Source organism: Acinetobacter sp. ANC 5414 (assembly GCF_013004295.1).
Taxonomy (GTDB): Bacteria; Pseudomonadota; Gammaproteobacteria; order Pseudomonadales; family Moraxellaceae; genus Acinetobacter.
This window is the reverse complement of the sequence record NZ_JABERM010000013.1, coordinates 1-13171: the sequence shown is the minus strand read 5'-3', so window position 1 is coordinate 13171 and position 13171 is coordinate 1. Positions and strand designations below refer to the sequence as shown.

The 13171-nt window shown below is 40.4% G+C and carries 13 protein-coding genes; 7 read left to right on the top strand and 6 right to left on the bottom strand.

The features are described 5' to 3' along the window. The first annotated feature begins 146 nt into the window (after nucleotides 1-146). The 3 genes from HLH18_RS09170 to HLH18_RS09160 all read left to right on the top strand — a co-directional run bounded on the left by HLH18_RS09170 (nucleotide 147) and on the right by HLH18_RS09160 (nucleotide 4129). The gene (locus tag HLH18_RS09170) at nucleotides 147-620 is read left to right on the top strand and encodes a DUF3015 family protein (RefSeq protein WP_171546576.1); all 474 of its coding nucleotides are present in this window, start codon (nucleotides 147-149) and stop codon (nucleotides 618-620) included. Between the two features lie 71 nt (nucleotides 621-691). After that, nucleotides 692-2578, top strand: coding sequence for an Lnb N-terminal periplasmic domain-containing protein (locus HLH18_RS09165; RefSeq protein ID WP_171546575.1), 1887 nt, complete (start codon nucleotides 692-694; stop codon nucleotides 2576-2578). A 138-nt stretch (nucleotides 2579-2716) separates the two neighbouring features. Continuing rightward, nucleotides 2717-4129, top strand: coding sequence for a diguanylate cyclase (locus tag HLH18_RS09160; protein WP_171546574.1), 1413 nt, complete (start codon nucleotides 2717-2719; stop codon nucleotides 4127-4129). A 301-nt stretch (nucleotides 4130-4430) separates the two neighbouring features. On the opposite strand, the gene HLH18_RS09155 is transcribed toward HLH18_RS09160, so the two are convergent. The 6 genes from HLH18_RS09155 to HLH18_RS09130 all read right to left on the bottom strand — a co-directional run bounded on the left by HLH18_RS09155 (nucleotide 4431) and on the right by HLH18_RS09130 (nucleotide 8708). Continuing rightward, nucleotides 4431-4790: a cupin domain-containing protein gene (locus HLH18_RS09155; protein ID WP_171546573.1), complete on the bottom strand. Its 360-nt coding sequence runs from the start codon at nucleotides 4788-4790 to the stop codon at nucleotides 4431-4433. Between the two features lie 96 nt (nucleotides 4791-4886). After that, on the bottom strand, nucleotides 4887-5435 hold the full coding sequence (gene folE, locus HLH18_RS09150) for a GTP cyclohydrolase I FolE (protein WP_171546617.1): 549 nt from the start codon (nucleotides 5433-5435) through the stop codon (nucleotides 4887-4889). A gap of 94 nt (nucleotides 5436-5529) precedes the next feature. Next, entirely contained in the window at nucleotides 5530-6216 is a 687-nt protein-coding gene (locus HLH18_RS09145) for a Smr/MutS family protein (protein ID WP_171546572.1), read from the bottom strand. A gap of 15 nt (nucleotides 6217-6231) precedes the next feature. Then, nucleotides 6232-7038, bottom strand: coding sequence for an indole-3-glycerol phosphate synthase TrpC (gene trpC, locus HLH18_RS09140; RefSeq protein ID WP_171546571.1), 807 nt, complete (start codon nucleotides 7036-7038; stop codon nucleotides 6232-6234). A gap of 21 nt (nucleotides 7039-7059) precedes the next feature. Beyond that, the gene (gene trpD / locus HLH18_RS09135) at nucleotides 7060-8106 is read right to left on the bottom strand and encodes an anthranilate phosphoribosyltransferase (RefSeq protein WP_171546570.1); all 1047 of its coding nucleotides are present in this window, start codon (nucleotides 8104-8106) and stop codon (nucleotides 7060-7062) included. Between the two features lie 17 nt (nucleotides 8107-8123). Continuing rightward, nucleotides 8124-8708 carry an anthranilate synthase component II gene (locus HLH18_RS09130; RefSeq protein WP_131286538.1) on the bottom strand — a complete coding sequence of 195 codons (585 nt, stop codon included), beginning with the start codon at nucleotides 8706-8708 and terminating at the stop codon, nucleotides 8124-8126. 963 nt (nucleotides 8709-9671) lie between these two features. Between HLH18_RS09130 and glnA the strand changes: the two genes are divergently transcribed. From glnA to ubiA, 4 genes are all read left to right on the top strand, one after another. After that, nucleotides 9672-11087: a type I glutamate--ammonia ligase gene (gene glnA / locus HLH18_RS09125; protein ID WP_171458762.1), complete on the top strand. Its 1416-nt coding sequence runs from the start codon at nucleotides 9672-9674 to the stop codon at nucleotides 11085-11087. Between the two features lie 87 nt (nucleotides 11088-11174). Further along, complete coding sequence (locus tag HLH18_RS09120) at nucleotides 11175-11450, top strand: hypothetical protein (protein WP_171546569.1); 276 nt, start codon at nucleotides 11175-11177, stop codon at nucleotides 11448-11450. A gap of 113 nt (nucleotides 11451-11563) precedes the next feature. Then, nucleotides 11564-12073, top strand: a complete 510-nt coding sequence (locus HLH18_RS09115) for a chorismate--pyruvate lyase family protein (protein WP_171546568.1) — start codon at nucleotides 11564-11566, stop codon at nucleotides 12071-12073. Nucleotides 12074-12096: 23 nt separating this feature from the next. Then, on the top strand, nucleotides 12097-12975 hold the full coding sequence (ubiA, locus tag HLH18_RS09110; RefSeq protein ID WP_171546567.1) for a 4-hydroxybenzoate octaprenyltransferase: 879 nt from the start codon (nucleotides 12097-12099) through the stop codon (nucleotides 12973-12975). Nucleotides 12976-13171 lie beyond the last annotated feature (196 nt).

Sequence of the window (13171 nt, the reverse complement as noted above, 5' to 3'; positions counted from 1 at the left end):
TTTCAATTGCTTGATTGGTAATCGATATCTTTAGTGTAAATTGTTTTGCGTTATCAGAAAGATGCCGTTATCTTACAGAGGTGTAATAAAATTTACACAATCTGAATAAATTAAAATACTTGGATAAAACTCTCTGGAGAATAACCATGTTAAAAAAATTAGCTTTAGCTGCACTACTTGCAGTAGGTTCAACTGCAGCCTTTGCTGACCGTGATGCCGGTTGTGGTGTCGGTTCTCAAGTCTGGGCAGGTCAGTCAGGAAAATTGCCTAAGTTATTTGCTGCAACTACAAACAATGTTCTTTTTGCGAACCAGTTATTCGGTATCACTTTTGGAACCTTAGGCTGTAGAGGCACAGGCACGGTAACTGCTCAGGCGGTGACGTTTACCAATGAAAATGCTGAAGCTTTAGCGCGTGACATGGCGGTAGGTCAGGGTGAAAGCTTAAATGTACTTGCTGAACTTCTCAACATTAAATCTCAAGATAAAGCCCGTTTCTTTGCGGTATCTAAACAAAACTTCGCTGAAATTTATTCAGCAGAAAATCAAGACTCTTTACAAGTTCTTGCATCTTTACAATCAGTTATGGCTAAAGATGAAGTGCTTAAAGCATACGTATAATGGTTGAGCACAAAACCCTGTCATTTTGACAGGGTTTTTCTGATTGAATAAATGATAAATAAAAGATTTGAATGAAACCAATTGCGTTAGTTTTTATTTTAATGTTCTCATCTGTTGCCTATTCAGCAACTCGCTCTCAAACTGCTCAACCTTATATAGAACGTGCGGAACAGCAAAAACTAGACCAAGATATCACTTGGCAAAGGTTAATGTATGCCAATGAAAAAGATCAAAGTGAAGTTAATTATTCAGGCTATTTTTTATCAAATGATGGGAAGAAAGATTTAAAGCAAGAGTTACACGCCAATATCCAAGCGCTATTCCAATTCGCAGAACCGAATCAGTCGGTACGTTGTCGCTTTCCTGCACGTAGTCATTGGCTGATGCAGCAACTGCATATTCAAGAACAGCAATTACCTACCGTGACTTGCCCAGAACTGGATGATTGGATTGGACAAATTAAACCCTATAAAGCGACGCTGATTTACGCGACCGACTTTATGGGTAATCCAAGTTCGATGTTTGGGCATACCTTATTGCGTTTAGATCCGAAAGATCAAAAGCAACTCAATTTAGTTTCGTATGCGGTTAATTATGCAGCAACGGTGACGAGTGGCGAAGGTTGGTCTTTTGTCTGGAATGGCTTAACTGGGCAGTATCCCGGTGAATATTCTTTAATGCCGTATTACCGTAAGGTGAAGGAATATGGTGACTTGGAAAGCCGTGATTTGTGGGAATATGAACTTAACTTAAGTCCCGACGAAACCCGATTTTTAGTCGAACATATTTGGGAAATGAAACATGTGACTTTTCCCTATTATTTCGTCAGTGATAACTGTGCTTATCGTCTATTGGGTTTGATTGATCTGGTTCGTCCAGCACTTAATTTAAAACAACAATTTAAAGTGGCATCAATCCCTGTGGAAACTATTAAAGCCATTGAGCAGCAAGGCTTGGTTAAAGATACGGTTTATCGTCCTGCTTTAGAAACACAGTTATTATCACAAGTAAGACAGCATGGTAAAATTTTAGCCAAGGTGGCACATCAGCTCGCTTTTGCTGAAATAAAAGACATGCCTACGATTTTAGAACAGGATCAGGGAGGAGATCGCGCCAAAATTTTAGAAATGGCCTATGACGACTTATATCTTCAGTTTATTGGACATAAAGTTGAACCGAGTTTTGCACAGCCACGCTTACGCCAATTATTGAGTTTGCGCAGTCAAATTGATTTGGAAAAACAGCGTCAAGAACCTGTACGGCCGAAAGTAGACCCAACGCAAGCGCATGATGCACGTCATTTTTCGGTCAATATGGGCGAAGTACAAGGTGAAAAATTTATCGAGCTGGGACACCGTCAGGCTTATCACGACCTGATTGATCCGCAAGGGGGCTTCCGAACGGGTACCCAGTTATTGTTTTGGGAGGGTTCAATTCAATATCGTGAAGATAAGTTAAAGCTGAATCATTTCGACTTTCTTTCGGTGAATTCCTATAACCCGATTACGCCGTTTAAAACACCACTGAGTTGGGGTTTTAATTTGGGATGGCAGCAAGAAGCATTAGAGCAGGGTGGACAATTTAGTGAATACGAGCAACATGGCGTAGCCAATTTAAAAGTGCAAATGGGCTATAGCTATGCCGATCAAGCGCGTGAAAATTTATGTTATGCGCAACTGCAAAATCATATTCAAGCCGGCAAGGCATTTGATCAGGGTTGGCGTTTCGGAATGGGCCCTACCCTGGGCTGTCAGAATATTTGGTCAGATAAAATTAATTCTTTAATTCAAGTGGAATTGCCGTATTGGCAAGATTCACAGCAATGGCAATTGCGGTTAAATACTCAACTGCAATATGTATTGAATCCTCAGAATGCAATTCGTTTCAATTGGCAATATCAACAACAAGACAGCAAAGACTGGATGAAAACCAGTGTGGGATATGTGCGATTTTTTTAGAGCAAAATCTCTAATAAATGCACGTTTTTCCTCATTATTTATATAAAATAATTATGCGTTCACAAAGTAATTTTTATCATTATTTGTTATATTAATAACGTATTATCTCCCTTTTAAAAAGCGCTTGGAATCAATTGTATGAATAATGAATGTATGGCCATGCTGGCTGAGCAATGGGAACATATATGTCAGAATTATTCATCAGATGATTTATTGCATGCCTTTCAGTTTATACAAGATCACTCGCTGGTTTTGGTTGAAGAATTTTATAAAAAAATGCTGGTCGAGAAAGAGTCTGCGGAATTTTTCTCAGATGATTTGATTCAACAACGCTTGCTCAACACACTGAATGCTTGGCTGCTTGAGAGCTTTAGTGTCGGCATCAATAAACGCTATAGCGAAGCTGTGCAAAAACAGCACAAGGTGGGTCACGTGCATGCACGTGTGGGCATTCCATCGTGGTTAATCATGCGCGGCATATGTGAGATTGAACGCAAAGTATTTGAACTGGTGGCTCAAAATCAACAACAGGATATGATCACTGTTTGCAGTTACATTGTCCAAATCATGGGCTTTGCTTCTGAAATCATGTGTCGGTCTTATGAATTCAACCTGGAAAAGAATAATGATATAAAACATACCTATCGTTTATTTTCTGCCATGCAAGATGTAGCTTCACAAAAGGACAAGCAGCGCAGCTCATTATTAAACTGGGAAAATGAGCTGATGTTTAAGGTGTTCTCAGATGAGCTGAAATTTACTCATCCGTTGCTGTCAAAATCTGAATTTGGCTTATGGTTTATCCATAAAGCCGCTTATGCATTTACCGGTTCTGAGCAGGTTTCAGTCATTATTGATCGTATTTACCAGATTGATCTGCTGAGTCAGCAGGTTTTAAATGCGATCGAAAAAGATAAAGCCATTCAGTTGATTCAGGATATTCGTGAAAATAATAGAGAGATCCAGCATCTAGTCGATCAGCTTTTTCAGGTGGCTGACTATATCGACTCGGGCAGCGATTCCCTCACTCAACTGCTCAATCGCCGTTATTTAAATACCATTGTTTCGCGTGAAATTAATTTTTCCCGTAAAAACAATACTCCATTGTCATTGCTGGCGATTGATGCGGACTTCTTTAAAAGAATTAATGATAAATTTGGACATGCAGCCGGTGACTTGGCTTTACAGTTTATTGGTGAAGTGTTGCTGGAATCAGTTCAGGGCAGTGATTATGCCTTCCGTGTGGGTGGGGAAGAGTTTTTATTGCTGCTGGTGGATAGTGATCTAGGCAGAGCGCAAGAAATTGCAGAAAATATTCGTAGACGCATTCAGGAAACCACTATTCGCACCACCATGGGAAGTAGTTTTAATTTTACAGTCAGTATCGGATGTGCACTTTATGATGGTCATCCAGATTATCAAAAATTCCTGGATACAGCAGATACAGCACTGTATGCAGCCAAAAATAGCGGTCGAAATCGTGTCTATTTGGCTCAAAACGAGTTACAGGTTGCTGTTGTTGCTAACACACCAGAGTCTGTACAACTCTAACAAAACATTAAATATTAGACTGCTTCATCCAGTCTTGGATTTTTTGTTTTTGCACTACATATTCGGGATGGGCTTTGATTTTCATCCCATTTGTAAAAAATGCGTACCATATCAGCACAGACAAAATTATTCTGTTGTAAATAGTCTAAGAAAAGCGGATAAATTTTTTCGCTCATTCATCTAAGACAGATGGCGAGCGGGGAGAGAATGGTTCAAGTAATGACATGTACTGAGCTTGTGAGTTTGCTACTGCTTTAAAATTTTTATAAAAACATAAAAGAAAAACCTGTAGCGACAGTTTTTAGGCTTCCACTACGACAAAATATTTTCTAACGGCTTCAACGACTTCAAATTTTCCAGTAAAGCCGGGCGGGATAATGCCAGCTTCACCCGCTTTAATTTCGACAAAATTCTGCGTGTTGGCATCATACAAGCGTACCAGGCCTTCAATCACTTGAAAGAATTCCTGTTTGTTGTCCGCAAATTGAATATTCCATGCACCCACTTCACAGGTCCAGATGCCACAGTTCATATTGGGATGCTCATATAAACTTTGGGTTATACGTTTAGGGTTGCCTGTAACCAGACGATCGGGACGGGGATAATCAATTGTTATTTCACTCTGCGTTAAACCGTGACCTGCTAACCAAATAGATGACATGATTGATCCTTAAAGTTAAAAGTTGCATAAATGCAAAAAGTTAAAGCATATATAAAAAAGCCCCGAACAATCGGGGCTTTTTTGAATCTTTCAAATTTAGTAATTTTCAGGTAAAGCACTTAAAAATTCACGACGTTCTTCTTTATTGGTTTTAAAATCACCGACAAAAGAAACCGTACGCGTGGTGGATTCCTGCTTGCCTACACCGCGCATCATCATGCACATATGTGCAGAATCAATCATCACTGCAACACCGCGTGCTTTGGTCACTTCAGCCACAGCTTCAGCAATTTGTTGAGTCAGGTTTTCCTGAATCTGTAAACGGCGCGCAAACATTTCAGTAATGCGGGCAAATTTGGATAAACCTAAGACATTGCCTTCCGGTAAATAAGCAATATGCACACGACCGTAAAAAGGCAATAAATGGTGTTCGCATAAAGAATAGAATTCAATATTCTTGACTAAAACCATTTCACGATTGTCAGAAGGGAAGACCGCATTATTGGTCACTTCTTCCAAAGTTTTGCTATATCCAGACGTTAAATACGAAAAAGCTTTAGCAGCACGCATTGGCGTATCTTTAAGACCAGGACGATTAAGATCTTCACCAACGGCAGTTAAAATGTTGGCGTAGGATTGCTGCATAGACATAAGACGTGTTCACTTACACTGATATCGAACAAGGACGGCATTGTAGCAGAAAACCGCTACAATGCCCTGTTTTGGGGAAAAATTCCGATTACTGTTTAAATTTAGGGTTTTTTTCGCTTCGTTTTAGCAGGACTAAAACTGCACCCGTGCCCCCTTGTTTTTCAGGCGCACTGACAAATGCTAAAACATCACGGTGCTGACGAAGCCAGCCATTGACATAAGTTTTTAAAATGGCTTCAGGACCTTTACCATGCACAATCTTAATGACATTTTGATTTTCATCTTTGGCCATTTGAATGATCTGTAAAACGGCGACGCGTGCATCTTCAACCGTACAGCCATGCAGGTCAACGGCCTCAAACCAGCGCAAATTGCCGGCTTTTAAATCTTCAAAAACCTTGTGCTGTAAAGTGGCAATGCGATAGCTTAATGTGGCTTGACTGGCTACAGGATTCAGCATGGCTTGGGTATCAGAAAGCTCTGCATTGTCTATTTGCATTGGGCCAGTGGCTGAAGCACGTTTCGCTAAAGTTCGTGCATCCATTTTTTTCTTTTTGTCCTTTTCAATCTTTGCAATATTACTGGTGTCCATTTTTTTGACACCTTGCATCGACTTTTGGAACAAATCGAAATCATCTTCCTGTTCTTGCTGGGCCTGAGCTTTAGGCTCAGGTTGCTTGGCAATCGCAGTTGAATGCGGATTGGTCATCTGCTTTTTAAAAGATTTCAGCAAGTTGTACTGATCTTTCGAAAGCGAAGAATCATGTTTACTCATAATCTTAATTATTCATCAAACCGTTTCAGGCTGACCAAATAATGCGGTGAATGCATGATCTGGACGAGGCTGTTTCATAAAACTTTCACCCACAAGGAAGGCATGAATGTCATGCTGTTGCATCATGTGGACATCATTTGGGGTAGCAATACCACTTTCAGTCACCAGTAAACGTGAAGGCTCAAGTAATTTTTTCAAACGTAGTGATGTATTTAAATCGACATCAAAGGTTTTTAAATTACGGTTATTCACGCCTAACAGACAACGCTCTGAAAGTCTCAGTGCACGTTCAAGCTCAGCTTCATCATGCACTTCAACCAAAACATCTAGATTGTGTTCAAAGGCAGTTTTAGACATTTCTTCCAGTTGCTGGTCAGACAGACAGGCCACAATCAGAAGAATACAGTCCGCATGCAAGGCACGTGCTTCAATGACACCATAGGGATCAATCAAGAAATCTTTGCGTAGTGCCGGAAGAGCACAATGTGAACGTGCAATGGCGATATTTTCATCGGCACCTTGGAAAAAATCCACATCAGTCAATACCGATAAACAGGCTGCACCCGCTTGTTCATATTGCTGGGCAATTTCAGCCGGATTAAAGTTTTCACGAATCACGCCTTTAGACGGTGATGCTTTTTTAATTTCAGCAATTACGCCTGGGCGTTTAGATAATAAAGACTGAGCAAAACCACGCACTGGTGTTGCTGCCTGCGCCAGTTCTTCTACATCTTTATAGCTATGTTGTTTTAAACGTGCAGTAAATTCTACCTGTTTACGGTCAACAATTTTACCTAAAATGGTATTTGCGATATCTAGCATGACAATAATTCCTATCTAGCCTTAAGCTTCATATTCTTTGAGGGTTTTTGTGAATTCAGACAAAACGCTCATTTTTTCTAAAGCTTGTCCGCCATAAATAATGTCATGTGCCAGTGCCACACCTTGTTTATAGCTTGTGGTTAAGCCGGAGACATAAATGCCTGCACCTGCATTGAGTGCAATCATGTTGGCCGCTTTTTCACCTTTTGCCGATTTTTTCTTGCCTAGAGCATCTTTAATTAAAGCCAAACTTTCAGCGGAATCTTCAACAATCAAACCGGTTAAAGTCTGTGATTCAATGTCGACATCTTCAGGGTTAATCATCCATTCGGTGATTTCACCATCTTTGAGTTCAGCAACATAGGTTGATGATGCAAGGCTGATTTCATCCAAACCATCTTTGGAATGAACCACCATGACATGCTCAGCACCAAGCTGTTTCATGACTTCTGCAATTGGGCGGCACAATTCATTGCTGAATACACCAATCACAAAACGCTTCACGCCAGCAGGGTTGGTGAGTGGACCAAGCAGGTTAAAAATACTGCGGAAGCCCAATTCTTTACGTGGACCCGCTGCATACTTCATCGCTTGATGATGATTCGGTGCAAACAAGAAACCTACGCCCATTTCACGAATACAGCGTTCAGTTTGTTGCATGTTTAAATCAAGATTAATGCCTGCTTGCTCAAGCAAGTCCGATGAACCTGATTTGGTTGAAACACCACGGTTACCGTGTTTAGCAATGGTTGCACCCGCAGCTGCAATCACAAAGGCAGAGGCAGTAGATACATTAAACAGGTTTTGACCGTCACCTCCCGTACCGACGATATCAACTAAATGTGGAATATCGCTGACATCAATTTTGATCGCAAATTCACGCATCACGCGAGCAGCTGCGGTAATTTCGTCAATGCTTTCGCCTTTCAAGCGTAAGCCCATCATCAGCGCACCGATCTGAGCATCGGTTGCTTCACCGGACATGATACTGCGCATCACAGCTTCCATTTGCGGCTGGGTCAGGTGAATCTGTTTGGTAATATTATTTAAAGCTTGTTGAATGTTCATTATTTTCGTTACGCTCTTTATGCATAAATTTCGAGAAAGTTCTGGAAGATTTGATGACCATGCTGGCTCAAAATAGATTCAGGGTGGAACTGCACGCCTTCGACGGCTAATGTCTTATGTTTGACACCCATGATTTCTTCCATACTGCCATCGGCTTCATTGGTCCAGCAGGTCACTTCCAAACAATCCGGCACAGTCGCCTGATCAATCACCAGTGAATGATAGCGTGTTGCCGAAAATGGAGAAGGCAGGTTGCTGAAAATGCCTTTGTTGCTGTGATACATATCGGACAAACGACCGTGCATGACGTTCTTTGCGCGAATAATATCGCCACCAAAAGCTTGTCCAATGGCTTGATGTCCTAAACACACGCCAAGCAATGGAATTTTGCCGGCAAAATGCTGAATCGCTGGAATTGAAATTCCGGCTTCACTTGGTGAACACGGGCCAGGACCAATCACCAGATATTTGGGTTGCCATCGCTCGATATCTTCCAATGTCACGGCATCATTACGGACTACTTTTACGTCTTGATTTAACTCGCCAAAATATTGAACGATGTTATAGGTAAAGGAGTCATAGTTGTCGATCATTAAAAGCATGAGCTAACCTATTGAAATTTACGCACTTATATGTGCTCGAATAGTCCAGGAATACTCACATTTTTTCCAGTTTCAATGCGCAAACTTATATCAATAAAGTTTATTGAAACGGATAAAAAACGGAGTGCGAATAATCATAGCAAAAAATAAGCATTTTCGGCTGAACTATTTCTATGATAATGATTTTAGAGGAATCACAGGATAAGAATAAGCTGATTTATTTACATTTTGTCTTGAATGAAATTCATCGCTGTTTATTTCAACTATTGAAACCCTCTTTAAAGAATATGGAGGTTTTATTTCGATTTCAAAGCAATGAATGAGGCGATGAAATTGAATTTAAGTAACAGGCTAACTATAAGTAAGTTTTATTGGGGTGAAAATTTGATTAGTTGAAGCTGAACTTAATAAAGGAGCATGCATAGAAGGAAATGTGATCCAACCTTAATCCCCAAAATGGCGCACAACCTTTCTTTATTCAAATGCTGAAAAAATCTACGAGTCAAACTGTCTTGAATATAAAATCGTGAAAAAATAATAAGATAATCTCATTCTAAATTTAAATTTATACAAGGGGGTAAAATTAAATAGTTGAAATATTAAGTAATTAAATCATAGATATGGATGGAAATTGATTTTTAAGTATATATTTTAATCTGATGAAAAGGAAAGTGAAGCCAACAGATGAAAACAAGGCTCATTTACAACTTTTAAAAATAAACTCGCACCATTTTGATACACTGAAAGTGGCTTTTTAAGCAAAAGTAATTAAGAGTGTTTGAATATGGTGCATTTACATTTGCACACAGTATAATAGCGTCAAACTAAAGTATCTAAATCTTCTATTCTGATAAAGAATTCAATATTTTATCTTTGTTTTTTAAAGTTGGTACGGGATTTGCTTTATAACTGCCAACTACTAACACGCACTTAACAGGTGCAACAAAAAATCATCGGAGCACAATGAGCATGGCGAACAAGGTCCTTCAACTCATCCAAGAAAGTGGCGCAAAATGGGTCGATTTTCGCTTTACTGATACTAAGGGTAAAGAGCAACACGTAACTTACCCAGCAGATACGATTGACGAAGATACATTTGAAGACGGTAAAATGTTTGATGGTTCTTCAATTGGCGGTTGGAAAGGCATCGAAGCATCTGACATGATTTTACGTCCAGATGCTGCAACATGCTTCCTTGACCCGTTCTTTGCTGAAGCAACAGTTGTTGTAACTTGTGACGTGATCGAGCCTTCAACTGGTCAAGGTTACGACCGTGACCCACGTTCAATTGCTCGCCGTGCAGAAGAATATTTGAAATCTACTGGTATCGGTGATACTGCATTCTTTGGTCCAGAACCAGAATTCTTCGTATTTGACGAAGTGAAATGGGAAATCGATATGTCTGGCGCGCGCCATACATTGATCGCTGAAGAAGCTGCATGGTCAACAAACAAAGACTACGAAGGTGGTAACTCTGGTCACCGTCCACGTGTTAAAGGCGGTTACTTCCCAGTTCCTCCTGTAGATTCTTCACATGACATGCGTGCAGAAATGTGTGCAAAAATCGAAGACATCATGGGCCCTGGTCGTGTAGAAGTACATCACCACGAAGTTGCATCTTGCCAGTTAGAAATTGGTGTGAGCTTCAACACGATGGTTCGTAAAGCGGACGAAGTTCAACAGTTTAAATATGCTGTTTGGAACGTTGCGCATCAATATGCTAAAACTGCAACCTTTATGCCTAAACCAATGGTTGGCGATAACGGTTCTGGTATGCACGTTCACATGTCGATCTCTAAAGATGGCAAGAACTTGTTTGCTGGTGATGAATATGCAGGCTTGTCAGAAATGGCGCTTTACTTCATCGGTGGTGTAATTAAGCATGCTCGTTCATTGAATGCAATCACAAACCCTTCTACAAACTCGTACAAGCGTTTAGTTCCGCATTATGAAGCGCCGATCATGCTTGCTTACTCAGCACGTAACCGTTCTGCTTCTATCCGTATTCCTTACGTTTCTAGCCCTAAAGGCAAGCGTATTGAAGCACGTTTCCCAGATCCAATGATGAACCCGTACTTAGGTTTTGCGGCATTGTTGATGGCTGGTCTTGACGGTATCCAAAACAAGATCCACCCAGGTGAAGCTGCTGACAAGAACTTGTATGATCTTCCTCCTGAAGAAGAAGCAAAAATCCCTACAGTGGCGCATAGCCTAGATATGGCACTTGAAGCACTTGCTGCTGATCACGACTACTTGTTAAAAGGTGGCGTGTTCACTAAAGAAATGCTTGATGCCTATATCGAACTTAAAACTGAAGAAGTACGTCGTCTGAACACAACTACTCACCCAGTTGAATTTGATATGTATTACAGCCTTTAATTCTTTTCAGAATTTAAGCTTTAAAAACCCGCTCATGTAGCGGGTTTTTTTGTATCATTGTTTTTGAAACTCCTTATTGTAAATACTATGGCACAACGTAAAAAACACACCAGTTTTTATCCATGGATTGATCCTAAAGATCATGAGCAAGGTTTTAAAATGAACTTTTCTGCCGTGACCTATGTAGAAGTGGGACGCACTGTGGAAGGTTATAAACAAGCTGAATTTGTGGCACTGAAAAATCCTGAAATGGCTTTGGAGTTTGACTATCCTAAAAGTTTTTATTTAAGTGCTGAAGGCTTGATTCTAGTGAAAACACCGCAGGGAAAATTTGAAGTGATTGCCAAAACAGATAATTGTTAATTGCATTTGATTGGATATGATGGGGAAGAGTCATGGCTGAGTTAATATTGGCTATTGCTAACATGATGTATATATGAGATTAAAATCAATCAACCTAAATGAGCCGGGGACTTATGCAAAACAAGCGAGCATGTAAACGACAGGATAAACAGATTCCTGCTGAATTACGTGAATGGTTGTATGCATCGGGTTCACTCACGCAGCAACTGACAGATTTAGCGGATGGAGCGTTTAAAGTACAGCCGATCCAAGAGCATTTTTTGCGTTTAAGCTTTGCAGACAGCCAGTGGATGAACATGCCGCATCAGCATACCTCATGGGTGCGTGAAAGTTATTTATACGGCTGTAAGGATCAGCCTTGGGTGAAAGCGAAAAGTATCTTTCCAATTTTAAGTTTGCAATCTCGTGCACGTATCTTCCAGCATATTGGCAAAAAGCCAATTGGCTGGTTCTTGTTTCAACGCACCAATCCAGATTGTGAGCGCCGTGTGATTCTGCTTGAAGATGGCTGGACACGGCAAAGTTGCTATACTTGGCATGGTTGTAAATTTATTGTTCAAGAGACTTTTTTGCCTGCATTTGAACAGTTTATTCAGCAGAATACTTCACAAAAAAATATTTAACAGAAACTTGGTTAAGGACAGTCATGGACATTGCACAACAAACTACATGGCGTGAGCGTTTAGCAGCGTATTACTATTTATGTCGTTTTGATAAGCCGATTGGCACAGAGTTGGTGTTTTGGCCGACCATGTGGGCATTGTGGATTGCAAACCGAGGCATGCCAGATTTAAAAGTACTGCTCCTGATGATATTGGGTGTGATTTTTATGCGTGCAGCAGGCTGTGCCATCAATGATTTTGCTGACCGTAAAGTAGATGGTGCTGTTGCCAGAACCAAAGATCGGCCTTTAGCCACAGGTGTAATCAAGCCGATTGAAGCCATCGGGGTGTTTTTATTTCTTGTTACTGCCAGTGCCTGCCTGTTGTTCTTCTTGCCGATAGAAACCTTTTACTGGTCATTTGGGGCATTGTTTTTGGCCTTTATCTATCCCTTTATGAAGCGCTATACAAACTTGCCGCAAGTATTTTTAGGGGCTGCATTTTCATGGTCGATTCCAATGGCCTATACCGCAGTCGGGCAAACCCCCGATTTGACCTGTTGGCTTTTATATTTTGGTAATTTGGCATGGACAGTGGCTTACGATACGCAATATGCGATTACCGACCGCGAATATGATTTAAAAATTGGGGTGAAATCCACAGCGATTTTATTTGGAAAATACGACATCGAAATCATCTCGCTATTACAGGCAGCAAGTGTGTTGTTGATTGGTGCAGCTTTGTTCCGAGAGGCTTTACTTGTACCTTTTGGATTAATGGCTTTGCTCATTGTTGTAGCTGACTTTATTTATCAGTGGACAAAAACCAGGGATAGAAATCCGCAACTCTGCTTTTGGGCATTCCGTCATAACCGTTGGGTGGGGCTGATCATCTTTGCTGGAATCTGTATTGCATTGTTTTAATGCTGTGCTGGTCTGAAAGTCGAATTTTATAACAAGCATCTACTAAATTATATTTAGTAGATGCTTTTTTATGCTTAATGTAAGCATCCGCTGAACCCCACTTTTCTTATTTTCTCAATATCCCGATAGTGTCCATTATTTATTAAATGGACATTATGTTTATGGCCTTAGACACTTTTATAGACACTGAACAAAC